Here is a 23682-nt window from a genome sequence, read left to right as displayed (position 1 = left end):
AGGTCGACAATGAAACGATTAATGTCAGCGTTGCTATGCCTTATGTTAGTCCTTACAGCTCATTCAGGTTCGGTTCAAGCCAAAGGGAATGATGTAAGTGCCCTTAGCGAACAGCAATATACACGTATCGGCGAGGATTACGACATTCTTGACGACAATGTGCTGCTGGAGAAAAAGAACGGCGGCGTTTGGACTTGGGTCTTGAACAAAGATTATTTAAAAACTTTAGATTTCTATGTAGGTGAAATGTACCACATTCCGGGCTTGCAGGATGTAAAGCAATTTAGGTACAAATCGCGTGAGATGGACGGTAGAGATATTATTAACTATGTTGCGTTAAAAAAGGACGGAACCGTATGGTATTGGGACTCCAAAACTGGCGAAGCCGACGCCACTATTATACATAGCCCTATGAATACTCCGTCGCCCATCAAAGATTTGGATAACGTAACTTCACTCGTCGCTGATTTTTTCGACAGTTCTAACTTCAAGACCTTGTTCGTATTAAAATCAGACGGTTCGGTGTGGAGTTGGGGAAGGGAAATGGGCAATGCCTCTTCGATTCCAATTCAATCCAAGTTGCTTGATGATGTCGCATCCATAAATTCTGCGAACGGTTTCGCATATGCGGTTAAGAAAGACGGTACGGTATGGAGATGGAGTACAAGTTCGTACCTTCCGGATTATATCTCGAAAAACAAAGGTCCCGAGCAGATCAAAGGACTTGTCAATATCGTCAACATACAGATAAGCAGTTATAAAAACTTTGCATTCAAGCAAGATGGAACGGTCTGGTCTTGGCCAGCGTATAATCCTGAAGCGATTCCCAAGCAATTAGACATAGCAACAGGCGCTCGAGCTATGGTTGAGTTTAGCATGATGTTGCGAGATCAACCATTAATAGATCAATTTATTGACACCATGTATTTTTTGCACACGGATGATCAGCTTTGGTCCGTGTACAACGACGATAAAGTATTCCCTGAGCTTACGGATATCGCTACCATATACTTTAAGCATCGGGACAAATATTCTACATGGTATTATGCTTTAAAAAAGGATCAGACTTTGTGGGCGTGGGATGATTATGATGCTTCCTTGCCAAAGCTTGTTGTGTTCACGAAAGGCATAGCAGCTGACATTCGCTCTGAGACAACAGAAATATCAAAAAGTAAACGTCCAAGCAGAACACAAACCCCGAATGGTGAACGTTCTGGAACAACAGAAATACCAACTGAGAAGCGTCCTGAGGCAGTGGTTCAGCCAGAAAAACGAACATCTCCTGAAATCAGCCTGTATCCGTTCATCACGATGCTGCAGCCTGGCGAGCTACAGCCTATAATCGCAACCAATGTGGTTCCCGGAACTCGGATCACGTATACGATTGAGAATCCGGGCATCGGGACCTTGGCGAATGTAAATGGCGTACCGGTTGTGAAAGGGATCACCCCGGGACAAACCATTGTACGAGCTACCATTAGCAGACCTGGCTTACCGAATGAGACGACTTATGTATTGTTGTATGTCATGGGTGGCAGCATGCAGTCCAATACGTATCTCACAGCAGTCCGTTCACTTCCTGACATTGACAAGCAGAATCCGCAAATGGTAGAAGGCTTGACACAAGCAGGAGAACTTGTGATTACAGCTGCAAGCAGCGAGAAGCTGACTCCTGTTAACGGCCAATTCGTGATAACATCCGAGCTGCTTGCACGTTTAGCTGGAAATGCGTCTAAGCAGAAGTCAGCAATTCAGCAGACGCTATCAGAGAATAAGATTACACTTGTGAGAGAACTGATTGTGAATGCGGAAATTGTGACAGTGTCCAATCAAAATGAATATGTGTTCAAACTTAATAAGGAGGGCTTAATCGGCCGTAAGGATATTGACTATATTACCGTTCATGCAGGGGATGCGAAACTCGTGTTCAATGTAGCGACCGCAGAGCGACTGTTCCAATCGCAGCCGGTTATCGTCATTCGTTTTGTAAAAGAGAGTAACGGCGGATATCGTGTACAGTTTCAAAATGAGCAAGGGCAGGAGCTTTCGGGCATACCAAGTAATATTCAGCTCATTCTGCCTACTAGCCAAATAGATGCGACAAACACAAGTGTGTTCTATGTGAATGGGAAGGCTAGGGAGCCGATCGGCGGGAAGTATAATCCGTCCAAAAACGGCATGGAAGCGGAAATCAATCGTTCTGGAACCTATCTTGTAGAAGAGAATTCAAAATCATTCCCAGATATGAACGGCAGAGATCCAGAGTTGATGCAAGCGGTACAATTTTTAGGCTCCAAAGGAATCGTTTCTGGAAAAGGAAACGGCAATTTTATGCCCGATTCTCTGCTAACCCGTGCAGAGTTCACGGCTATGCTGGTAAGAGCGTTTAACGTTATGGATGAAACGGCGAAGGAAAGCTTCTCGGACGTGGAGCCGTCGCAATGGCATCATCCATTTATCGCTTCTTCCGAAAAAAATCATATCGTCGAAGGTTATCCTGACGGCACATTTAAGCCGGATCGTACGATAGAACGGCAAGAAATGACCGCTATCGGCGCAAGATTCCTGCATGAAAGGAAGCATTATTATTATCCTTCGAATCCGGAGGAGTACTTAAATCTATTTGTAGATAAAGAAACGGTATCCAAGTGGGCCAAGCCCACGATGTCCTTGGCGGTGAAGCAGCGCTTGATCGATGTTCCCGCCAATAAACAGATTAAAGCACGCGAGGCTGTTACACGCGGGGAAGCCGCACGAATGCTGTATCGTCTTTATTTGCAGCTGTAACCTTAACATATTGATCGCTTTTTACTGACCGCTCCTTAAAGAGTGGTCTTTTTTTATTGCTTGTTTATCCGTACAACCGCCATCTTACTCCGTCTGCTGGTGGTCAGGAAGAAACGGAAGGTAGTAACATGATTCTATTGATAATGATTCTCACTATTATCATTGATCAGTTTAGAACTCGCAAAGGGGAAGTAGAGAAGATGAAAACAATGAAACGATTCACGGTAATGTTATGTGCATGTCTGCTGCTGATTACAGGATGCGGCAATCATGATGCCAAGGAAAATGCAGACAAAGAGAAAGAAGTGGTACAGCAGACAGCTGCGGGCAATAAAGCAGCATCAGCGGCAGCGTACCCGCGAACGATTACACATTTGTCCGGCAAGACGATCGTGGAAGCGAAGCCGCTTAAGATCGCAACGCCTTATATATCCTTTGTCGATTATATGGCCGTATTGGACACGTATCCGATTGCCGGTCAAGGAATTGAGATTATTGAGCGAAATTTCCCCAGCTTGAGCAAGCGAATTGCAGGCAAAGGAATTCAGGACTTGGGTATGGAGACCAATCTCGAGAAGCTGCTGGCGGTTCAGCCGGATTTGATCATAGCGGCAGATGATATGAAGGAGCAGTATGAGCGATTGTCGCAGATCGCCCCGACGGTTATTTTCCCGCAGGCTGGAGAATGGCGAGAAACGCTGAAGCAAATTGCTGAAGTCATTGGCGAGGAGGAGAAGGCTGAGCAGGTGCTCGCGGAATTCGATCGCAAGAGCGCGGAGTATAAGGAAAAACTGGCGTTCCGCCAGAATGAGTCCGTTCTATTTACGATGTATAGCGGCAAAGAGATGTTTGTCATGTGGAATGACGGTCGATTTGATCCCTTCTATAAGGGACTTGGATTGAAGCCGGTAGAAGCTGCACAGGCGAACGGACAGATAACGCTCGAAAGCCTTGCTGCCTTGAACCCGGATCACTTGTTCGTCATCAACAACTGGCAGAATCCGATCCAAGGCGGTGTTAGGGAAGCGATGAAGATCAGCAAGGTGTGGAACAGCATGAATGCCGTCAAGAACAACCGGGTGTATGAGCTTGCAGACCCTTCACTGCCTGGGCCAATGGCATTGGCGAAGATCGACGGGATCGAAGAGATCATGCAGGCTATGGGGAAAACGGATCAGTTAGATTAGCGGGGTTCATAGTTCCAGTTATTTGCTGTTCCTTTTTAGATTGACTGTTAAGGATAAGGAAGGGAGATGCTGCATCATGGCAACTACACCATTGCCGTTTATGCTGCGGCTGGTACAGAAGCAGCGCGTCAAATTAATCGCCTCCTGTATCTGCTCCGCGGCAGGCGCTGTATTTGCTTTGGTTCCGTACGTGCTTGTGTTCCGCATCACGGATCTCTTGCTGCGCTCGACTGTGGAGTGGCACGACATACGTTGGCTCATTCTTATGGCCTTTATTTCGATATTGCTGCGCTTCATCTTGATGGGGGCTTCGACGATGCTGGCGCATGCCGCAGCATTTCATGTGCTTTATGATTTGCGTGCGTGCTTGATCGATAAGCTCGGCAAACTGCCGCTTGGCTTTTTCAGTGAACAACACTCAGGACGTGTAAAAAAAATCGTAGCCGATGATGTGGAGCGAATTGAGTCTTTCATCGCTCACCATCTTCCGGATTTGACGGCTTCCCTTGTGGCACCATTGTTAACGATAGCATACTTATTCAGTGTGGACTGGAGGCTTGCGATCGCCGCCTTGCTGCCGATTCCAGCAGCTTATGCGGTTCAGGGCATTATATTTTTGCGTGGAAGACGCTCAGAGGATATGAAACAGATGCATCATTTATCGGAAACGATGAACGGCGCAATTGTTGAGTTTGTCCATGCGATGCCTGTCATTAAATCGTTTAATCAAACCGTACATTCTTTCGCCCGCTATCGCAACTCTGTTGAAAGCTATGCGGCCTTATGGGGCGAGATTGCCCGTAAAAAAACGCCGCTGTATACGCTGTTCCTGCTTCTATTGGAATCGGGATTGCTGTATATTATGCCGCTGGGAGCTTGGTTGTACGGTCAAGGAAGTGTAACCTTCCCTGTGCTTGTATTGTTTCTGCTGCTCGGTGTCGGATTAACTGCACCGCTGCGCCAGATTTCTACCTTGGCTCATATGATGCAGAACAACATGGAAGGGGTTCGGCGTATTCAACAGCTGTTAGCGGAAGAGGAGCTGTCATCCTCCATGACCGTCTGCACGGGGAACATGCCAACCACCCGATTCGATATTTCCTTTCAAAATGTCACGTTTGCGTATGAGAACCGGCAAGTGTTACACGACATTCATTTTACGGCAGAGCATGGTAAGGTGACCGCACTTGTTGGGCCTTCAGGAGCGGGCAAGTCAACGGCAGCTCAATTAATCGCTCGTTTTTACGAGGTTTCAAGTGGAGCAATTCAGGTTGGAGGAATTGATATCCGCTCGATCCCACCAGAGCAATTGATGGATATGGTGTCGTTTGTGTTCCAGGATGTTCCCATCGTGAGCGATACGGTCGCAGCTAATTTGCGAATGGGGAAAGGGGAAGCTCAGGATGATGAGCTGATATCTGCTGCTAAAGCCGCGCAGGCGCATGAGTTCATTATGGCGATGCCAAACGGCTACAATACGTTGATTGGAGAGGGCGGCGTGCACATCAGCGGCGGAGAACGACAGCGCATCGCGATTGCACGTGCCATTTTGAAGGATGCTCCGATACTTATTCTAGATGAAGCCTTTGCATTCGCAGATGCGGAAAATGAAGCGAAAATTCAGGACGCGCTGAGCAGACTGATGCATCAACGGACAGTCATCGTGATTGCGCATCGACTGTCTTCGATAACAGATGCCGATTGTATCGTCGTCTTGGAGGATGGACACATATCCGGCATAGGCACGCATGACGAACTGCTTGCGCACAATCCGCTGTATGCCGGCATGTGGATCGCGCATCGCGAAGCAGACGATTGGTCGCTGGAAGGAAAGGACGGGGCCTATGTTTAACACTATACGCTTCATAACCGGTCGTTCGGGAGCCTTATTCACTCGAGCAACACTTTTCACCATCGTGGAAATGGTCGCGAATGCCGCGCCAATGGGGCTGCTATTCGTAGTATTGGTATCCTTGTTCAACGGTACGCCTACGGCCTTGGAAATTGGCTGGTGGCTGGCGATTCTGCTGCTGTTATTTTGCGTCCAAGCGATATTTGCGAGTATGGGCCAGATCGATGCACAGTGTACAGGCGCATTGATCATGAAGGATGTGCGGCTGCGCCTGGGCGAACATTTGCGCAAGCTGCCGATGGGGTACTTTTCACGGAAGGATCAAGGGGATATAAGTCACACGCTCTTGGCAAATGTGGATGAAGTGGAAATGATCCTGACGCATCTATTCAATCAATTCATTGGAGCGATTACACTGCCTATCGTAAGCGGACTGTTCCTGCTGCTTGTCGATTGGCGATTAGCGCTCGCTGTATTTGTATCCGTGCCCTTCGCCTTGCCATTATTATTCTGGTCGCAGCGAGTGATGGCAAAGCGCAGCAAGCTGCGGCAATCAGCCGCAGTGGCTGTGAACTCTCGTCTATTGGAATACGTGCAGACGATCCGACTAATGAAGGCACACAATCAAATTGGCCAGCGCTTTAGGAGATTGGAGCAAGCCATGGCGCGGCTGCGAGATGACAGTATACGAGTGGAGGCGATGACGTCACCTGTTGTCATGCTGTTCTCTATTGTGCTGGAACTTGGGTTTATCCTGCTGCTTATGGTGGGCTGCTACTTGCTGGAAGGCGGGGTTATCGATGTCTCTGTGCTGCTTATTTTTCTGGTTGTCAGCATGAAGTTCTATCAGCCGCTTCGTGTGGCAGGCGCTTCACTGATTCAAATTCGCTATATGGCTTCTGCTGGGGAACGGATAAGGGATATTTTTGAAGAGAAGCCATTGGTAGAGTCTGCACAGCCCCTGCTTCCTCAAGCATACGGGATTGAATTTGATCACGTATCGTTCAGTCACGGGGATGCTGAAGTATTACAGGATATTTATTTGCATATCCCTGAAAATAGCCTGACCGCTATCGTTGGGCCTTCCGGTGCAGGCAAGTCTACATTAGCGGGCTTGGTGTCACGCTATTGGGATGTAACGAAAGGTGCTGTAAAAATTGGCGGCGTAGATGTGCGTGCGATAAGAAGCGAGAAACTGTTAAGCCGAATTAGTACGGTGCAGCAGCAGCCATATCTCTTCAATGAAACGATTGCAGCCAATATTCGAATGGGCAAGCTGGATGCATCGGATGAGGAAGTGGTGAAGGCAGCTAAGGAGGCTTATTGCCATGACTTCATTATGAAGCTTCCGCGCGGTTACGCTACGATTGCTGGAGAAGGCGGGGCAATGTTGTCAGGAGGAGAAAAGCAGCGATTTGCGATCGCTAGAGCCATTCTCAAGGACGCACCAATCATCATTTTGGATGAAGCGACGGCCTCGCTGGATCCGGAGAACGAGATGCATTTGCAGCGCGCGATTAAGAAACTGACGCAGCGCAAGACGGTGCTCGTCATCGCTCACCGCCTGAAGACGATCCGCGGAGCGGATAACATCGTTGTGCTGGAGCAGGGTCGGGTTGCGGAGCAAGGCACACATGAAGAACTGCTTGCGCATGAAGGCACGTACTATCGCCTATGGCATGAGCAGCAGAAGATTGGCGGCTGGAAGATTGGGAGAGGGGTTGCAGGAAGAAGGGAGAAATTAGAAGAGTAGAGGAGTAGGGGAATGAGGATAGCGATTACTTCATAATGTCCCATTGATTCTTGGGCTTAGCCTTACGCAAGTTATTGATTGTTGATACCAGGATCGGGTCAGAAAGGATAGAGATATTCGATCTAGTAACACAAAGAGCTAGATAACTTCACGAAAACATCAAATGAACCGTTCTAAAGTAAAAGGGACTGTAGTACCCATTTACATTGGAGCGGTTTTTTTACATGCAAGATGCAGGTTTCTGGAGGTTCTTGTCTACAATTCGTACGCTAAAATGATATACTAGGTAAGCTAATGTGGATTATTTTATCATTAAAGATGGGAGAAATGTGTCATGCAATCAAATATCCTAATTCTTGAAAAAACGTCTTCAGGAGAACTGGTGAAAATAGACGAGCGTGCATGGACTACCAGTATGGTGCAGCTGCTTGAACATGCGAATTATTTGCTCGTGAATGATGCGGAATATGAGATGCTGGAGGGCCGGCTGAATGTGAACACCGGCAATTTTGAATTGCTCGTCGAGTCAGTTCGAAAGCCTTGAAAATATATCGGAAAGCAGGGAAGGATTAATGGAACGAAATGAACAGGAGCAGAAGACGACAAGTCCAGAGACGACTGAATCCTGTGCGACTTCGGCAAAGCCGCTCAAGGTATTAAGCACCTCCCTGGGCGTTGCGCTTGCCGCCAATCTGCTTATGAGTTCGTCAGCGATGGGTCAACAGAGTGCAGCTCCGTCTGATCAGGCGAAGCTGGTTGAGTGGTCGACAGAGGAAGTGAAGCAGTATTTCGATGCCAATATGGACTGGAACATTCCACTGCCAGAGGAGAAAGAATCAGAAAGCAGTAGTGTTGGCGGGAGCACTGGCAGCTCATCTGGAGGAGGCAGCTCGTCAGGGGGAGGGTCATCTCATACGACATACGTCCATCACGGAGGATTTGGCTGGGATGACATGCTGCTCTATCACATGATCTTCAATCGAGGAAGCGCCTATTCCTCTACGAGTTGGTCTTCAGGCGGAAGCGTGTATGATACGCGGACGAATTCGCCATATCGGACGAAATCGTTCTCCTCGGATAGTTTTCAGAATCGTCCTGTCGTGAATTCGAGGGTTCGACCTACTACTTCGAACGGCTCGGGTTCTATTATTCGCAGATCGTCGGTTGGATCAAGTAAATCAAGTTCCTCATCGCCTGGAGGAATCGGCGGTAAATCAAGCAGCTTTAGTTCGTCAGGCGGTTCCAAAAGCGGAGGGTGGTTCGGCGGATAATGGGATTTGAAGTCATTGGTCAGCCGCATCCGAATCGAGCAGAACGTGTCGCGCAATTGGCAGAGCTAGGATTCAACTGGGCGAATATCGAAGAGGAACAATACTGGGTAGATCAGGTCATTGCAATCAATGCGGGCATGAGCCAGGAGCTGCATGTGGTGTCGGCGAAGCTGTGGAGCATCTTTGACAAGGCTGCCCGTTTTATAATCGGTCGCAGAGACCTCTATGAACTCTTATCGATTCCGGAAGTGTTATGGGACGGCTTGGAGCAGATTGAGCCTAATGAAATAGGCAAGCTGAGTCAATATGCTCGGTTTGATTTTGCTATTGATCATAATGGATCGATCAAGCTGTTGGAGTTGAATGCAGATACCCCAACTGGGTATGTAGAAGCAGCAGTCGCTACACCGTGGATGTGCAAGCAATACGGACTTGAGACACCGAATAGCGAAATGTTAAAGCGAGTGAAGGAAGCTTGGGCGAGTAATCCGCCTGAATATGCTGCATGTGTAGGTTATGGTGAGCATGCAGAAGATTCGGGTACGATTGACATGCTCGTTAAGCATTCAGAGTTGCCAATACGATGCATCGATTGTCTGGATTTATGGGTGGATCAAGGGGAGCTGAAGGTAGGAGAGCAGACGATACGCAGTCTGTTCGCGCTGTACCCGAAGGAATGGATGGCCATTGACGAAGGTGGAGAAGCACTTGCTTATTCCATTGAAAATGGATATACAACGATACTGAACTCACCGCATGCGATCATTTTGCAATCGAAGGGACTGCAGGCGGTTATCTGGGCGATCCATGAACTGGGCTCAGAAATGTTCACACAGGAAGAGCATGCAGTTATTGCGCATTACATGCTGCCAACGTACAACAAAGCTGTCTTTGACGGTAGCTATGTATCCAAGTCGATGTTCGGCCGCGAAGGTGGTTCTGTGCGGCTATTTGATTCGCAAGGAAATGTAGAAACCGAAGATAAGGATGGATTTGATACAAGTCGATTCTTCAGCAGAATCTATCAAAAACGTGCCAAAATGGCACAAGTGGATTTGCATCACGGCTCCTTTCATTTATTAACGGGTGTGTTCGTCATCAACGGGGTGCCATGCGGGATACTTGGCAGAGTTGGCGGACTTATTACCGGGAATAACAGCCATTTTATAGCGATTGGAGTGAAAAAATAATGAGCCTGAATCGAAATAGCGGGAGTCGAAATCACGACATTCGTGTTCAGCAGCAAAAAAAGAAACGAATGATCAACAATCTGCTTGTGCTAGGGATATTTGCCTGTCTAATTATTTTCTTCGTGTACATCATTAATCTCGGAGCTGAAGGAAACGACAATTCCATAGATACAGCAACGGTACCTTGGGATTATAAGATTGAGAGCGCTAAGGTAGGAGACATCATCGGAGGAGATATGACAATCCTGCCGGATAATCAACTGCTGCCGAATGACAACAATTATGCGACTGGTGATCAAGTATGGACGCTCAAGTATATGACAGCTAATATGCTCCCTATTAACGAGAAGGGGAACGATATTAATTTGTCGTCATGGGAACCGATTAAATCGTACTCATCCAAGGAAGCGGCCGAGAGAGATTTGAAGGAGCTGAAGCTCAACTTGAAGGCCGAGGTTGAATTAGTGGGTGTGTACAAAACCGAGTACCAGGGTAAACTCCGTCAATTCGCCGTGATCACCCTTCCATCCGGACATACAGTGAAGCAGCCAATTGATGATGTTCGTTATCAGAAGTTCAAAAACAAGAAAAAGGTCAACGTGATGCTGGAAGAAGTTCATGATTTTGTGGACTATGATTTAGCGATGGCCAAATTCCGGGGGTGGGCAGAATGATATTTATGAATATTTTGATCAGTATTCTCACGATCATGGCGTTACAATTTATCGGCATGTATGTGTTCAGTGTGCTGACGCCATTTAATGATTTCGAAGAATTGAAGAAGGGCAATGTTGCAGTAGGGCTTGCGATGGGCGGCAAGTTCATGGGCACGGCAATTGTGCTCGGTGTGTCGGCTTTTACGAACTCATCCATTATCCATATGGCACTATGGTTTGGCGTTGGATACATCTGTTTGATCGCAACGTATTTGCTGTTTGATCTCGTTACTCCGAAGATGAGTGTAGCTGAGCAGTTGCAGAATCGGAATACTGCAGTTGGTATATTATTGTGTTTCCTATACATTGGCATGGGATTCGCTATTAGCAGTTTAATCATATAATCGCTTGTGTACACAAGGACTCCCTGATTAGTAACTTAGGAACATGAACTTTTGTTCTATAGAAGGGAGTCTTTTTTTTCGTGTGGTTGTCTCAAGGCCAAGAATGGCACCTTCCTTTACGTAATGATTATGTTCATGATGTATCTATGAATTGCCTAGTTAACTCGAACCTAGTAAACTGTATACAAGATATGGAAGATGAATCGAGGTAGTTAGTGATCAACTATGCACATCTAGTCGGGAAAATAGTAGTGGTCATGTAGTTATTCATCCTACTAACGGGGGGAGGTTATATCGTGAATCAGCTTATCATTCAGGATGCTAGAGAAGTAGCAATCGAGGCGGCTCGACAAGCTGGACTGGCGATTAAGCAATTGTTCGATCAAGTGGCACACGTAGAAATGAAAGATGAGCATGGAGACGTCGTTACAGAGGCTGATTTATTAGCGGAAGCAATCATTGTAAAGGAAATACAGGCTGCCTTCCCTGATCATCAAATCCATAGTGAGGAAGCTGGGGTTATTGGAGTCAGCAGTGATTGGCAATGGCTCGTAGATCCGCTGGACGGAACAAATAATTTTGCAATTGGTATCCCGCTCTTCTCCTGCTCCATCACCGTTATGTATCAACAAGAACCGGTTGTGGGCGTGGTGTATGAGCCGATGACGGATCGACTATTTCACGCAGCAGTTGGGAATGGAGCCTATTGCAATGACCAGCGAATGCAAGTAAAGAGCTGTCCTAGTTTGCACAAAGGGAATATTGGCTGGATTCAAGGGCATAAGGTACAGCAGGATCCTATCGCAGTTGGCTTGCGCCATTATATTGACACAAGATGCAAGCGAATGATGCGCCTATGGGCTCCAACCTTGCAATGGTGCATGCTTGCCAAGGGAGATTTGGATGGAATCGTTCTGTATAAATCTGAAGGAGATGACTTGTATTCAGGCATTCTGATGGTTAAGGAAGCGGGCGGATCCGTCATTGATTTTAATGGGGAAACGTTTACTGGGATGAATTCAGAGCCATACCTTATCGCTTGTCATCCAGACCATGAACAAGAGCTGTTGCGAATGGTGCGAACGGGCATATCAGTCCCAGTACGACCGTAACTCCAAGCGATATCAATGCTTTTATAGATATAAAGCTATGTATTTTAGGAGGTAAAGATGAAGCCAGAGATGAAATTATTTTGTTTCCCGTATGCAGGAGCGTCTGCCATGATTTATAACAAATGGAAAGCCCATTTGGCAACGGGCATTGAACTGATTCCCGTAGAATTGGCCGGCAGAGGCAAGTATTTTGGAACCCCGTTCTATGACAGCTTCGAAGACATGATCGAAGACGTGTATGGCAAGATCGAAAGTCAGCTTGATGAAGGCCCCTACTCGATATTCGGGCACAGTATGGGAAGCTGGATTGCTTATGATCTCGCGCACAAAATATCGGAGCTGAAGCGACCTGAGCCCAAGCATATCTTTTTCTCCGGGCGTAGAGCACCGCATATCGAAAGCAGACGGACGAAATATTACGATCTCCCGGACGATGAGTTTCTGGATGAGATTATTCGATTAGGGGGAACGCCCAAAGAGCTGCTCGAGAATAAAGAGCTTTTAACGCTGTTTCTTCCCGTATTGCGGACGGATTTCAGACTTGTGGATTTGTATCAATATGAAGAGCGTCTGGGCAAACTTTCCTGTAACATTTCTGTATTAAGCGGGGAGGAGGATGCAATCTCCTTGCCGGATTTGCAAGCTTGGAAGCAGCACAGCTCCGCCGATTGCACCGTACATATGCTTCCAGGCGGCCACTTCTTCCTTAACGAGTACACCACGAAGGTAACCGATATATTAAATCGTACCTTACTTCCTGTTCTCACCGTGTGATAGATAAAAGAACTGTAATGAGTATGACCGACGTCTGATTGAGGACGTCGGTCATCTTTGTTTTTGGATGGAACAAGGAGCGAACATTAAAGAGGAGGAAAAAGATTTTTTCCCATTACTAAAATGAGGGTTCATAGGTTGAAAGTTTATCAATACACATTCGGTTGAAGATGAGGTGAAATTGATGAATAAATGTAAAATATTAACTTAAAATTTGTGCGTAAAGCGAAATTTTATTTGTAAATAGAGTCTAAATAGCAAAAAAAGAAAATATTTACTTAACATTTTTTTGAGAGATGATATACTAATTGAGGAATTTTGGTGGAAGATCCATGATTATGATAGGAGAGAAGAGCATGCAGACCAAAATGATCATATTTGAAAAGACCTCTTCGGGTGAACTAGTCTTGCTCGATGAGCGGGAATGGAACGCTGCGATGATTCAATTGCTGAATCACGCCAACTATTTGCTCGTGAACGACATGGAATATGAGATGCTGGAAGGGCGCTTGAATGTAAATTCAGGTAATTTCGAGCTGCTCGTCGAAGCGGTACATCAACCATGAGTAAGCAGTAATAGGGGGCTGGATGGAATGGAAGAGAAAGAGAAAGAGAAAGAACTGGTACATACGCAGCTAAAAGTATTGAGCACATCGCTTGGCGTTGCCTTGGCCGCAAACCTGCTCATGATTCCGTTCGGAACGGGACAAGCAATTGCCGCGCAGGCGGAAACACCCAAATTGACCGAATGGTCGACGGAGGAAGTCAAGGCCTATTTTGATCCAAGCGCAGACTGGAATATCCCTTTTGTAAAAGAAGAAAAGAAGGTGGGACAAACTGGCGAAAGCGTACCTTCTTCAGGAGGATCGAACAGTGCGTCTGGAACAACTGGATTCAATGGTACTGGCGAATCATCTCAACCGATTGTCATTCGCGATGGAGGATTTGGCTGGGACGATATCCTTTTGTACCACATGATTTTCAACAGCGGCAGACCCTATTCCTCGTCCAGCTGGGCGACAAGCGGGAAAGTCTTTGATACTCGCACGAATAAGCCTTATCGAGCAAAATCGTTCTCGAGCGATACTTTCCAAAACCGCCCGGTCGTGAACTCAACCGTACGTCCGTTTACCTCGAAGGGAACGGGAACTGTGACGCGTAGATCGTCGAACGGAAGCGGTACCGATAAAGCGAAGGCCGGCAGCACTTCTGTCAGCAACGGTTTAACGAGCAAGCAGCAAAGCAAGAGCGGTAGCGGCATCGTATCTGGAGGGAATTCGTCGACAAGGAGCAAATCGAAGAGCGGTAGCGGATCAGGAACCAGCAGCAAATCGAAGACTGGCAGCAGCTCGGTGAGCCGAGGTTCAACGAATAATTCATATCGCGTGAGCGGTAGCGGATCAGTATCCAATAGCAAATCGAAGTCCAGCAGCTCTGGCTATAGCAGCTCATCGACTCGTAGCAGTTCATCAAGCCGCAGCAGTTCGTCATTCGGCTCGTCTAAATCAAGATCTACATCTGTTGGTGGCATCGGTGGGAGATCAAGCGGATATAGCTCCTCAAGTCGTTCATCAAGCAGCGGGGGGTTCGGCGGATAATGAAATTCGAAACGATAGGGCAACCGCATACGGATCGAGCGGCGCGCGTAGACCAACTGAAAGAGCTTGGATTCACATGGGCGGATATCGGGGAGGAGCAGTACTGGATCGATCAGGTGATTGCGATAAGTGAAGGCATGGCTCAGGAACTTATGGTCGTATCGGCCAAGCTCTGGAACATCTTCGACAAGACGGCGCGCTTTGTTCTCGGGCGAAGGGACTTATATGCATTATTATCGATACCGGAAGTGCTCTGGGATGGCTTGGATAGCATAGAGCCGAAGGAGTTCGGCAAGCTAAGCAAATATGCGCGCTTCGACTTCGCCATAGATGATGATGGGGCGATAAAGCTGCTGGAATTGAATGCAGACACTCCTACAGGATATGTGGAAGCGGCGGTTGCGACGCCTTGGATGTGCGAGCAATACGGACTCGCTACGCCGAACGTTGGAATGGCAAGACGAATAAAGGAAGCTTGGGCCGATGAGCGGCCGGAATATGCGGCTTGCGTCGCGTATGGTGAGCATGCCGAGGATTCAGGAACGATCGAGATGCTGGTCAAGCATTCGGAGCTGCAAATAAGCTGCATGGATTGCTTGGATATGTGGATCGATGAGGGTGAAGTCAAGGTGGGACAGCAGACGATACGAAGTCTGTTCGCGTTGTATCCAAAGGAATGGATGGGTATCGACGATGGCGGAGAAGCGCTCGCTTATTCGATCGAAACAGGCCAAATTCAGATCCTGAATTCCCCGCATGCCATCATTTTACAATCGAAAGGGCTGCAGGCTGTCATATGGGCTATTCACGAATTAGGCTCAGAGATGTACACGCAGGAGGAGCATGCCGTTATTGAGCATTACGTGCTGCCCACCTACAATAAGGCCGTATTTAATGGAAGCTATGTGTCCAAATCGATGTTTGGGCGCGAAGGAGGCTCCGTACGCTTATTCGATGGACAGGGCAACATGGAAGTCGAGGATAAGGACGGATTCGATACGAGCTGCTTCTTTAGCCGCGTATTCCAGAAGCGAGCAGACCTGGCGAGCATCGAGCTAAGCCACGGCACGTTTCGGCTGCTGACAGGGGTATTCGTCATTAACGGCGTTCCGTGCGGAATTTTAGGCCGTGCCGGCGGGTTAATCACGGGCAATAACAGCCAATTCATCGCGATTGGAGTGAAAAAATAGATATGAGCCGCAAACCCTATAACTCTCGTAAAATATTGACGATCGTAATAGCAATCGCCATTATTATTTTAGTCGCAAACATGTGCAATCATCGTTCGGGAGAGAGCGTGGGCAACGGTAAGAGTACTGCCAACGTGAACGCAACGACGGTGCCATGGGATTATAAAATCGAATCTGTCACGGTTGGTGATCTCATTGGAGGAGACATGACGCTTTCTCCCGATAACGAGCTGCTGCCGAACGATGGCAATTATGCAACCGGCGATACGATCTGGGCGCTGAAATATATGACGGCCGACATGGTCGTCAAGGACGGCAAGCGGAATGATGTGCATCTGTCTCCATGGAAGGCGATCAAAACCTATTCTTCCAAGCAGGCAGCGGAAAAGGAACTGAAAAATGTAAAGCTCAGCCTGAAGGCAGAAGTTGAATTGATTGGTGTATATAAAACGGAATATCAAGGGAAATACCGTCAATTTGCGGTCATGACGCTGCCATCCGGGCACACGATTAAGCAGCCGATCAATCAGGAACGGTATTCCAAAATGAAAACTAAGAAAAAGGTTGCGGTATTGCTGGAAGAAGTACACGATATGAACAATTACGACCAAGCGATGGCCAAATTCAGGGGATGGGCAGATTAAATATCTAAATAAATCTGTGATATAATACTGACCAGCCATACGAATTGTAATAACGGGTGGGGACACATATGAAATTGGAGCGATTGATCTCTATCATTTACAAGCTGCTGAACCATGACGTGTTGTCTGCCTCCATGTTGGCCGAAGAGTTTCAAGTTTCCCAAAGAACCATCTACAGGGATATCGAAGCGATCTGTGCCGCGGGCTTCCCGGTCGTATCGTATCAAGGAACGAATGGCGGATATGGGATGATAGATGGATACAAAATGGTTAAAAGTCTGCTCGGTTCATACGATGTCAATTCTCTGATTACCGTGCTCAGAAGCCTTTCCACCGTATTTGATGATGAGCGTGCGCTGGGGACCATCGAAAGACTGCAGACGCTTGAATCGGAGGATCGCGCCACGACTCTGTCCGTGGACCTGGAAACCTGGCGCACGGAACCCGATGTGCTTCGTTGTTTACACATGGCCATTGCCCAGCGAAATATCGTCCGCTTTGATTATATCAATGCAAAGAATGAACGCACGACCCGTGAGCTGGAACCGCTGCGGCTTCATTTTAAATATCGGAATTGGTACATGTACGGGTTTTGCCGAGCTCGGCAAGATTATCGGGAGTTCCGACTGTCGCGGTTGATGAATTTGTTCGTGACACAGGATACTTTTCAACCGCATCAAGAAGTGCCGGAAGAGGCTGCTTCTTCAAACAAGGGATGGCAAGATCAGTTGGAGGATGTAGTGATCCGGGTGCGGCCGGAGGCATTGGCGGAAGCGCTGGATCAGTTTCACCAGATTGATAAGCAATTTCATGTCGATGGAAGTATGACGATGCGGATTCCTGTTTATCAACCGTTGGAAGCACGATGGCTTTGGACAATTCTGCTTGGTTTTGGCAGTGGCGCCGAAGTTCTCGAACCTTATGCACTGCGAGGCATCTTAAAAGCACAGCTTCAAAATGCGCTCAAGCTTTATGAAGATGTATGACAGACTGTTGTCATACATCTTTTTTTATACTATCAACAGAGAATGGCTCCGAAGTAAGCCGATTTGATTTAAGCAAGCCATTCTGCTTAACAATCCAATGGCCGGAATCCGTCAAACACGCATATCAGAAATTGTGCCGCGTCTGGCCAGTAATGTCGATGATATCAAAGGCCATAGGCTCTATAATGAATTCAATAACCCAAAACATGAGAACGGAGAATGTGTGTAATATATGGAAATCGGAAATTTAATTACGGCAAAATCGAGAGAAGATTTGAGGGAGTGGCTGCAGGAGAATAGTAAGACTGAAACCTCTTGTTGGGTCGTAGTTCGGTTGACGCCAATCCCGGATACGCTGCTATATTTGGACGCGGTCGAAGAAGCTTTATGTTTTGGATGGATCGATGGAATCAAAAAGAAAATATCTGAAACACAACTGGCGCAGAGACTGTCTCCCCGAAGCAAAAGAAGTTCATGGACTGAATTGAATAAGGAACGTGTCCGCCGCCTCGAAAAGTTGGGCTTAATGAGAGACGAAGGAAGAAAGGTATTGCCTGATATGGGCCACGATTCTTTTAAAATAGATAAGGTTATAGAGCAAAGGCTAAAAGAGGAAAAGCAAGTATATGAGAATTTTATGGCATTTCCGGATCTCTATAAAAGAGTTCGGATCGATACGATCCAAGGCTGTAAAAATCAACCAGAATTATATAGGAGCAGATTAGATAAATTCATAACAAACACCAGAGAGAACAAAATGTACGGTCAATGGCATGATAATGGACGACTCCTCGATTATTAAGTGCGCTCGGATATGTTTCAAAGAACGGACATGGCGAAAATTTCGGTTCGGAATTCATAACGTTCGTGTATTTGACTTTATAGGTTGGACAAGTTACAAAGAAAAGTAATAAACAGCCTAGAAGGAGATAACACGTGACGAAAATATTGCTGGTAGACGATGACGCCCATATCCGGGAGCTGGTGAACTTGTATTTGACCGACGAAGGGTTCGAAATAATCGAAATGGCTAACGGCGAGGATGCATGGAAATACGTTGCCGAAGGACGCCCGTTCGATATGGTCATTCTCGATATTATGATGCCCAAGCTGGATGGATGGGAGTTATGCCGCAAGCTGCGCGAACACGGGGAGTTTCCGATATTGATGATTACTGCCAAAGGCGAGCAGGATCATAAAATCAAAGGGTTTCATCTGGGGACGGACGACTATTTGACGAAACCGTTCGATCCGCTCGAGATGGTGCTGCGGGTAAAAGCGCTGTTCAAACGTTATCGCATTGCGTCCTCCCAGCAGATAGAACTGGGTGATCTAACGCTTGATAAGCTCGGGTATCAGATTTTCGACCGCTCGAATCAGGAGACAATCACGCTCCCGCGCAAGGAATTCGAACTGCTCTATCAGCTAGCGAATCATTCGGGACAACTGTTTACCCGCAGGCAATTGATCGATCAGATATGGGGCATGGATTATGAAGGAGACGAAAGAACGGTCGATACGCATGTAAAAAAAATCCGCGAGCGCTTCGCCGATCATGAGTCTTTCCGAATCGTCACCCTGCGCGGGCTTGGTTACCGGCTGGAGGTGGCGCGTGATTAAGTCGCTTTATTTCCGGGTCGCGTTAGTGTTCATCGGGATTGTTATCGTGAGTCTTATCGCTGCCCTGTCGGTATCGACGACGATTTATACGAAGCAGATCAAGGGCTCGATCGAAAATGAAATCATTGCCTATGGAGGCAAGGTGATTCGAATGCTTCAGAGCTCTCCGAAGGGAGAGGCAGAGGAGTATATGAAGCAAGCTGCCAATCTGTCGAACTTGAACATAGGCATTTTCGATACGTCCAAACTCTTGATTTATCAGAATAAAAATATTGGAAGCGTCGATGCTTCAAAGCTGCAGTCTGTATTGAACGGTGGTGTTTATCGGGGAACAATTCACGTCAATGAGAGTGGACGGGAGGAGGAGCATCTATTGATCGGGCTCCCTTTCCAGATCGATTCTCGTTCTTATGCGTTGTTCCTCTCGCCTCGCTTCCAAGAGATGATCAAAACCTTCCAAGAGGTTACCCGCACGGTGCTGATCATTGCCCTAATCATCGGTAGTGTACTCATCTTGATCGCGGCGCGTTATATCGTCAGGCCTTTGCGCGTCTTAACGGAAGGAACTCGCAAGATTGCTGCCGGCAATTTCAATGTAACGATCCAGTCGAAAAGCAAGGACGAGGTCGGGCAACTGACGAGCAGTTTCAATGACATGACCAAGCAGCTCGCCGCACTGGATCAGATGCGAAGCGAGTTCGTCAGCAATGTGTCCCACGAGATTCAATCGCCGCTTATGTCTATATCCGGTTTCACCAAAGCCCTCAAGAGCAAGAAGCTGAATGAGGAGCAGCGCGTGCATTATTTGACGATCATTGAGGAAGAGAGCGAGCGCTTGTCCCGCATGGGTCAGAATCTGCTGCGGCTGTCTTCTCTTCAATCCGAGCATCCGGCCGTCATTCCGCGGAAGTTCCGCTTGGACGAGCAGCTTCGAAGTACGGTGATTGCGAGCGAACCGCAGTGGAAGGCGAAGTCGCTTGAGATCGAACTCGAGCTGGAAGAAGAATTGATGATCGAAGCGGACGAAGATTTGCTCAATCAGGTATGGACGAATCTGCTGAACAACGCTGTTAAATTCACGCCTAAGGGAGGACGTATTCAGATCTCGCTTCAACGTTCCGGCCAATGGGCGATCGTTCGCATAGCGGACAGCGGAATTGGCATCGCGGAGGAAGAGCGGACATTCATTTTTGTACCTTTTCATAAAACGGATAAATCCAGGGACACAGCGGTCAAAGGAAACGGGCTCGGACTGTCAATCGTCAAGCGCATCGTAGATCTGCATCATGGCGACATCACGGTTGGCGGAGCCCTTAACGAGGGAACCGTTATGACGGTGAAGCTGCCGCTGGCCTTCGAACAATTGTAAAGCTGAGAACACATTCGGGACAAATTCAGATGGTATACTCCTTTCGTAATAGAAAGGGGACTACGCATGAGTTACTTAAGCAAGCTGAGCTTGAAAAATGGAGTGGCGGTCATTATTTTATGCATTTTGGTGACCTCCCTTGGACTTTATTCAACCACGACGATTAAGCAGCAAACGTATCCAGATGTCAGCTTTCCTGCCGTGTTCGTGCAGGCGATCTACCCTGGGGCATCGACGGAGGAAATCGAAACGGATGTCACGACTCCGATCGAGGACAGCTTGAAGGGGCTGGAGGGGTATGACACGTTAACGAGTACGACGTCTGAAAATACGTCAGCCATTTTCCTTCAATATCCGTTCGGCAAAGACATGGATAAGATTGCTGCGGATGTCGAATCGGCAGTCTCGAAGGTAAACCTGCCGGACAAGGCGAACGTGGCTGTTAAACGACTGGCTGCCAATGAAATGCCGATATATACCGCGGCGATTTTTTCATCGAAAAATGATCCCGAAGGGCTGCAAAAGCAACTGGAAACGGAAATTGTTCCGAAGCTGCAAAAGTTAGAGGGTGTGAGCTCGGTCGAGCTGCAAGGGACAACCTCGAAGCATCTGAACATTGTCGTTGACAAAGAGAAGGCAAGCGCATATGGTATTTCGCTGAGTGCGATTCAGAGCGCGCTGCAAGCGCAGAACTATGCGGTTCCTCTCGGTTCCGTCAATCAGCAAGACAATACGATTCCGATTCGGCTCGTTGGCAAGGTCAACGCGGTTCAGCAAATCGAGAATATGAAGTTGCAAGCAAGCGGCGGTCAAAGCGCGCAAGCACCGGGCCCAATGAATCAAGGCCAGATGCCAAAGCAAACTCAATCGGGTCAAGCAGGCAAAACGGGACAACAACTGTCTGCTTCTTCGACATCTTTGCTTTCATCCGTGAAGCTATCGGACATCGCCGAAGTGAAGACCATATCGAAGCAGGATCAAATCTCGCGCTTTAATGGCAAAGAAAGCTATGTCATTCAAGTCATGAAATCTCAAGACGCGAACACGGCAGATGTTGCCGACGCCGTCAAAGACGTGCTAGCTGATCATGAGAGCAAGGCAGGCATGGACATCCATGTCATTAACGACCAAGGTGCGGACATTAAGGAATCAGTATCCGGCTTGGTTCGCGAAGGCTTGTACGGGGCGTTGTTCTGCATTCTGATAATATTCCTATTCCTGCGCAACGTAAGGGCAACGCTCATTTCGATTCTTTCGCTGCCGATCTCGATTTTTGCGACGATTGCGCTATTGGATCAGATGGGATATACATTGAATATTATGACACTAGGCGGCATCGCGGTATCGGTAGGACGCATCGTTGACGACAGTATTGTCGTGATCGAGAATATTTACAGATGGCGCCAAGAGAAGGGCACTGAAATGGGCGGCAAGGAGCTTGCCTATAAGGCTACGAAGGAAGTGATCAGCGCTGTTGGATCTTCCACGTTGGCGATGGTGGTCGTGTTCCTCCCGCTGGCCTTCGTCAATGGCATCGTCGGCGAGTTTTTCCGTCCATTCTCGATTGCGGTATGCATCGCAATTCTCGTATCGCTGCTCGTTTCCATGATGCTTATCCCCGTGCTCGGCGCGAAGTTTTTCAACAAAGTGAAGCCGCATACGAAGGAAAGTATCCTCGTTCGCGGTTACGAGCGCTTGCTGCGCGGCGCGCTTCATCGTAAGGCCCTTGTGATTGTCGCGTCCATTGTTCTGCTCCTTGGATCTTTGGCAACAATCCCGCTGCTCGGCATCTCTTTCTTGCCGACAGGTGCTGCACCAGCGATTCAAATCGAAGTCAGCATGCCAGCCAAAGAGGGGCTGGAGCAAATGAACAGAGTCAGCAAGCAAGTGGACAAGTATTTGGAGTCGGTAGATGAGGTAGAGAATTATCAGTTGTCGATTGGTATGGGGGGAAGCGGGGGTCAAATGCTGCTAGGCGCTTCGTCAGCCAATAAAGCGACTTACACCGTCACGCTTCAAGAAGGAACGGCTACGGACGAATTGATTGATAAAGCGACAAAAGAAATTACGAATTCCGTTAACGCGATCGTTCCAAATACGGAAGTCATGATCAAGGAATCGCAAGCGCAAGGCCCGCCTTCCGGCAATAATATCGATGTCAGCTTGTATTCTTCCGATGCCGTGGCGCTGTCCAAGGCAGCCCATCAAGTGGAGATGCTGATGAAACAGCGGGACGATTTGAAAAATATTACGAACAACTTGAACGGAGTCGTTCCGAAGTGGGAGCTGTCGATCAACCAGGCAGGCAAGGATGCCGGTATTTCCTACTTCCAGATCATGCAGGTCGTTAGTGAGCAATTGAAACCGACCAATGTGGGAACGTACATGTTGGACAATAAGGAATGGGACTTGACGCTCTCTTATAAGGAGCAAATTACGTCGAAGGATCAGTTGGAGAATGTGACGATTCCTTCAGCAGCTGGAATGAAGAAATTAAGTGATATCGCCGATATTCACGAAATTACCGCACCTGTATCCGTCAGCCACGATAACGGAAAAACGTATGCGAAGGTAAGCGGGACAATCAAGGGCACGGATACTGCCGCGATCACGAAGGAAGTGCAGAAGGACATTGACAGCCTGACGCTTCCGGAAAATGTGGAAGTGAATTATGGCGGCGGATTGTCGATGATCAACGATGGATTCCAAAGCATATTGCTTGCCATGGTTGGAGCGATTGGCCTCGTTTTCCTCGTGATGAGCGTAACATTTGGCGGGCTGCGGACGCCACTGATCATCCTGTCTTCGCTGCTGTTCGTTCCAATCGGCTCGTTCGGCGCCTTGCTCATTACCGGACAGACGTTGTCCATGAGCTCAATGATCGGTGTGCTGATGCTCGTCGGCATCGTCGTCACGAATGCGGTCGTCATGCTGGATCGCGTTGAACGGAATGCCAAGTCTGGCATGGAGCTGCAAGAAGCGATCGTCGAAGCTTGCGCGACGCGTCTCAGACCGATACTGATGACAGCCTTTGCCACCATTTTGGCACTGATGCCGCTGGCTTTGTCGCATTCGACGACAAGCTTGATTTCGGGTGGACTAGCCATCACGGTTATCGGCGGTTTAACGACATCAACGTTGTTGACGCTTATCTTCGTTCCGGTGCTATATCTATTGACCGGGCGCAAACGAAAGTTTATCGAAGAAAGCTTCTAAGAGAGAATGAAGTTATTGTATAATAGTGGAATATGACATAGCGACGCGCGACCCGACTTGAGATAATCTTATC

The 23682-nt window shown here is 47.8% G+C and carries 20 protein-coding genes; all 20 read left to right on the top strand.

Annotated features, from left to right (window positions below; translation table 11 throughout):
- Positions 1-9: 9 nt before the first annotated feature.
- The 20 genes from PBN151_RS08210 (at position 10) to PBN151_RS08115 (ending at position 23609) form a co-directional block, all read left to right on the top strand.
- Positions 10-2787 carry an S-layer homology domain-containing protein gene (locus PBN151_RS08210; protein WP_072728626.1) on the top strand — a complete coding sequence of 926 codons (2778 nt, stop codon included), beginning with the start codon at positions 10-12 and terminating at the stop codon, positions 2785-2787.
- Between the two features lie 200 nt (positions 2788-2987).
- Positions 2988-3974: an ABC transporter substrate-binding protein gene (locus tag PBN151_RS08205; RefSeq protein WP_072728956.1), complete on the top strand. Its 987-nt coding sequence runs from the start codon at positions 2988-2990 to the stop codon at positions 3972-3974.
- A 76-nt stretch (positions 3975-4050) separates the two neighbouring features.
- Positions 4051-5826 (top strand): ABC transporter ATP-binding protein, encoded by a 1776-nt coding sequence (locus PBN151_RS08200; protein ID WP_083545059.1) that lies wholly within the window; start codon positions 4051-4053, stop codon positions 5824-5826.
- Positions 5819-7579: an ABC transporter ATP-binding protein gene (locus PBN151_RS08195; protein WP_072728625.1), complete on the top strand. Its 1761-nt coding sequence runs from the start codon at positions 5819-5821 to the stop codon at positions 7577-7579. The genes PBN151_RS08200 and PBN151_RS08195 overlap by 8 nt, the downstream gene beginning before the upstream one ends.
- 334 nt (positions 7580-7913) lie before the next feature.
- A complete protein-coding gene (locus PBN151_RS08190; RefSeq protein ID WP_028532274.1) occupies positions 7914-8123 on the top strand; it encodes a hypothetical protein in 210 nt (69 codons plus the stop codon).
- Positions 8124-8151: 28 nt separating this feature from the next.
- Positions 8152-8850 (top strand): hypothetical protein, encoded by a 699-nt coding sequence (locus tag PBN151_RS08185; protein WP_072728624.1) that lies wholly within the window; start codon positions 8152-8154, stop codon positions 8848-8850.
- Positions 8850-10040, top strand: a complete 1191-nt coding sequence (locus PBN151_RS08180; protein ID WP_072728623.1) for a glutathionylspermidine synthase family protein — start codon at positions 8850-8852, stop codon at positions 10038-10040. Before PBN151_RS08185 ends, PBN151_RS08180 begins: the two co-directional genes overlap by 1 nt.
- Complete coding sequence (locus PBN151_RS08175) at positions 10040-10714, top strand: hypothetical protein (RefSeq protein WP_072728622.1); 675 nt, start codon at positions 10040-10042, stop codon at positions 10712-10714. Before PBN151_RS08180 ends, PBN151_RS08175 begins: the two co-directional genes overlap by 1 nt.
- Positions 10711-11100 (top strand): DUF350 domain-containing protein, encoded by a 390-nt coding sequence (locus PBN151_RS08170; RefSeq protein WP_072728621.1) that lies wholly within the window; start codon positions 10711-10713, stop codon positions 11098-11100. Before PBN151_RS08175 ends, PBN151_RS08170 begins: the two co-directional genes overlap by 4 nt.
- A gap of 296 nt (positions 11101-11396) precedes the next feature.
- A complete protein-coding gene (locus PBN151_RS08165; RefSeq protein WP_072728620.1) occupies positions 11397-12212 on the top strand; it encodes an inositol monophosphatase family protein in 816 nt (271 codons plus the stop codon).
- Between the two features lie 57 nt (positions 12213-12269).
- On the top strand, positions 12270-12986 hold the full coding sequence (locus tag PBN151_RS08160) for a thioesterase II family protein (protein WP_083545058.1): 717 nt from the start codon (positions 12270-12272) through the stop codon (positions 12984-12986).
- 356 nt (positions 12987-13342) lie between these two features.
- Positions 13343-13552 (top strand): hypothetical protein, encoded by a 210-nt coding sequence (locus tag PBN151_RS08155; protein WP_072728953.1) that lies wholly within the window; start codon positions 13343-13345, stop codon positions 13550-13552.
- Positions 13553-13579: 27 nt separating this feature from the next.
- Positions 13580-14584 (top strand): hypothetical protein, encoded by a 1005-nt coding sequence (locus tag PBN151_RS31155; RefSeq protein ID WP_072728619.1) that lies wholly within the window; start codon positions 13580-13582, stop codon positions 14582-14584.
- The gene (locus PBN151_RS08145) at positions 14584-15774 is read left to right on the top strand and encodes a glutathionylspermidine synthase family protein (protein ID WP_072728618.1); all 1191 of its coding nucleotides are present in this window, start codon (positions 14584-14586) and stop codon (positions 15772-15774) included. The genes PBN151_RS31155 and PBN151_RS08145 overlap by 1 nt, the downstream gene beginning before the upstream one ends.
- Positions 15775-15776: 2 nt before the next feature.
- Entirely contained in the window at positions 15777-16418 is a 642-nt protein-coding gene (locus PBN151_RS08140) for a hypothetical protein (protein ID WP_072728617.1), read from the top strand.
- Positions 16419-16486: 68 nt separating this feature from the next.
- Positions 16487-17404 (top strand): helix-turn-helix transcriptional regulator, encoded by a 918-nt coding sequence (locus PBN151_RS08135; RefSeq protein WP_072728616.1) that lies wholly within the window; start codon positions 16487-16489, stop codon positions 17402-17404.
- Positions 17405-17636: 232 nt separating this feature from the next.
- Positions 17637-18206 (top strand): YdeI/OmpD-associated family protein, encoded by a 570-nt coding sequence (locus PBN151_RS08130; RefSeq protein ID WP_072728615.1) that lies wholly within the window; start codon positions 17637-17639, stop codon positions 18204-18206.
- 134 nt (positions 18207-18340) lie between these two features.
- A complete protein-coding gene (locus tag PBN151_RS08125) occupies positions 18341-19024 on the top strand; it encodes a response regulator transcription factor (RefSeq protein WP_072728614.1) in 684 nt (227 codons plus the stop codon).
- Positions 19017-20393: a sensor histidine kinase gene (locus tag PBN151_RS08120; protein WP_072728613.1), complete on the top strand. Its 1377-nt coding sequence runs from the start codon at positions 19017-19019 to the stop codon at positions 20391-20393. Before PBN151_RS08125 ends, PBN151_RS08120 begins: the two co-directional genes overlap by 8 nt.
- Positions 20394-20459: 66 nt before the next feature.
- Complete coding sequence (locus PBN151_RS08115) at positions 20460-23609, top strand: efflux RND transporter permease subunit (RefSeq protein ID WP_072728612.1); 3150 nt, start codon at positions 20460-20462, stop codon at positions 23607-23609.
- Positions 23610-23682 lie beyond the last annotated feature (73 nt).

This window comes from Paenibacillus sp. NAIST15-1 (assembly GCF_001894745.1).
GTDB lineage: Bacteria > Bacillota > Bacilli > Paenibacillales > Paenibacillaceae > Paenibacillus_B > Paenibacillus_B suaedae.
Note: the sequence above shows the minus strand (reverse complement) of the source record. Positions and strands in the feature narration are given on the sequence as shown.

What these genes read in the sequence shown, in the direction of transcription:
- PBN151_RS08210 (WP_072728626.1), top strand. Translation starts at nt 10, where the DNA reads ATGAAACGATTAATGTCAGCGTTGCTATGCCTTATGTTAGTCCTTACA.
- PBN151_RS08205 (WP_072728956.1), top strand. Translation starts at nt 2,988, where the DNA reads ATGAAAACAATGAAACGATTCACGGTAATGTTATGTGCATGTCTGCTG.
- PBN151_RS08200 (WP_083545059.1), top strand. Translation starts at nt 4,051, where the DNA reads ATGGCAACTACACCATTGCCGTTTATGCTGCGGCTGGTACAGAAGCAG.
- PBN151_RS08195 (WP_072728625.1), top strand. Translation starts at nt 5,819, where the DNA reads ATGTTTAACACTATACGCTTCATAACCGGTCGTTCGGGAGCCTTATTC.
- PBN151_RS08190 (WP_028532274.1), top strand. Translation starts at nt 7,914, where the DNA reads ATGCAATCAAATATCCTAATTCTTGAAAAAACGTCTTCAGGAGAACTG.
- PBN151_RS08185 (WP_072728624.1), top strand. Translation starts at nt 8,152, where the DNA reads ATGGAACGAAATGAACAGGAGCAGAAGACGACAAGTCCAGAGACGACT.
- PBN151_RS08180 (WP_072728623.1), top strand. Translation starts at nt 8,850, where the DNA reads ATGGGATTTGAAGTCATTGGTCAGCCGCATCCGAATCGAGCAGAACGT.
- PBN151_RS08175 (WP_072728622.1), top strand. Translation starts at nt 10,040, where the DNA reads ATGAGCCTGAATCGAAATAGCGGGAGTCGAAATCACGACATTCGTGTT.
- PBN151_RS08170 (WP_072728621.1), top strand. Translation starts at nt 10,711, where the DNA reads ATGATATTTATGAATATTTTGATCAGTATTCTCACGATCATGGCGTTA.
- PBN151_RS08160 (WP_083545058.1), top strand. Translation starts at nt 12,270, where the DNA reads ATGAAGCCAGAGATGAAATTATTTTGTTTCCCGTATGCAGGAGCGTCT.
- PBN151_RS08155 (WP_072728953.1), top strand. Translation starts at nt 13,343, where the DNA reads ATGCAGACCAAAATGATCATATTTGAAAAGACCTCTTCGGGTGAACTA.
- PBN151_RS31155 (WP_072728619.1), top strand. Translation starts at nt 13,580, where the DNA reads ATGGAAGAGAAAGAGAAAGAGAAAGAACTGGTACATACGCAGCTAAAA.
- PBN151_RS08145 (WP_072728618.1), top strand. Translation starts at nt 14,584, where the DNA reads ATGAAATTCGAAACGATAGGGCAACCGCATACGGATCGAGCGGCGCGC.
- PBN151_RS08140 (WP_072728617.1), top strand. Translation starts at nt 15,777, where the DNA reads ATGAGCCGCAAACCCTATAACTCTCGTAAAATATTGACGATCGTAATA.
- PBN151_RS08135 (WP_072728616.1), top strand. Translation starts at nt 16,487, where the DNA reads ATGAAATTGGAGCGATTGATCTCTATCATTTACAAGCTGCTGAACCAT.
- PBN151_RS08130 (WP_072728615.1), top strand. Translation starts at nt 17,637, where the DNA reads ATGGAAATCGGAAATTTAATTACGGCAAAATCGAGAGAAGATTTGAGG.
- PBN151_RS08115 (WP_072728612.1), top strand. Translation starts at nt 20,460, where the DNA reads ATGAGTTACTTAAGCAAGCTGAGCTTGAAAAATGGAGTGGCGGTCATT.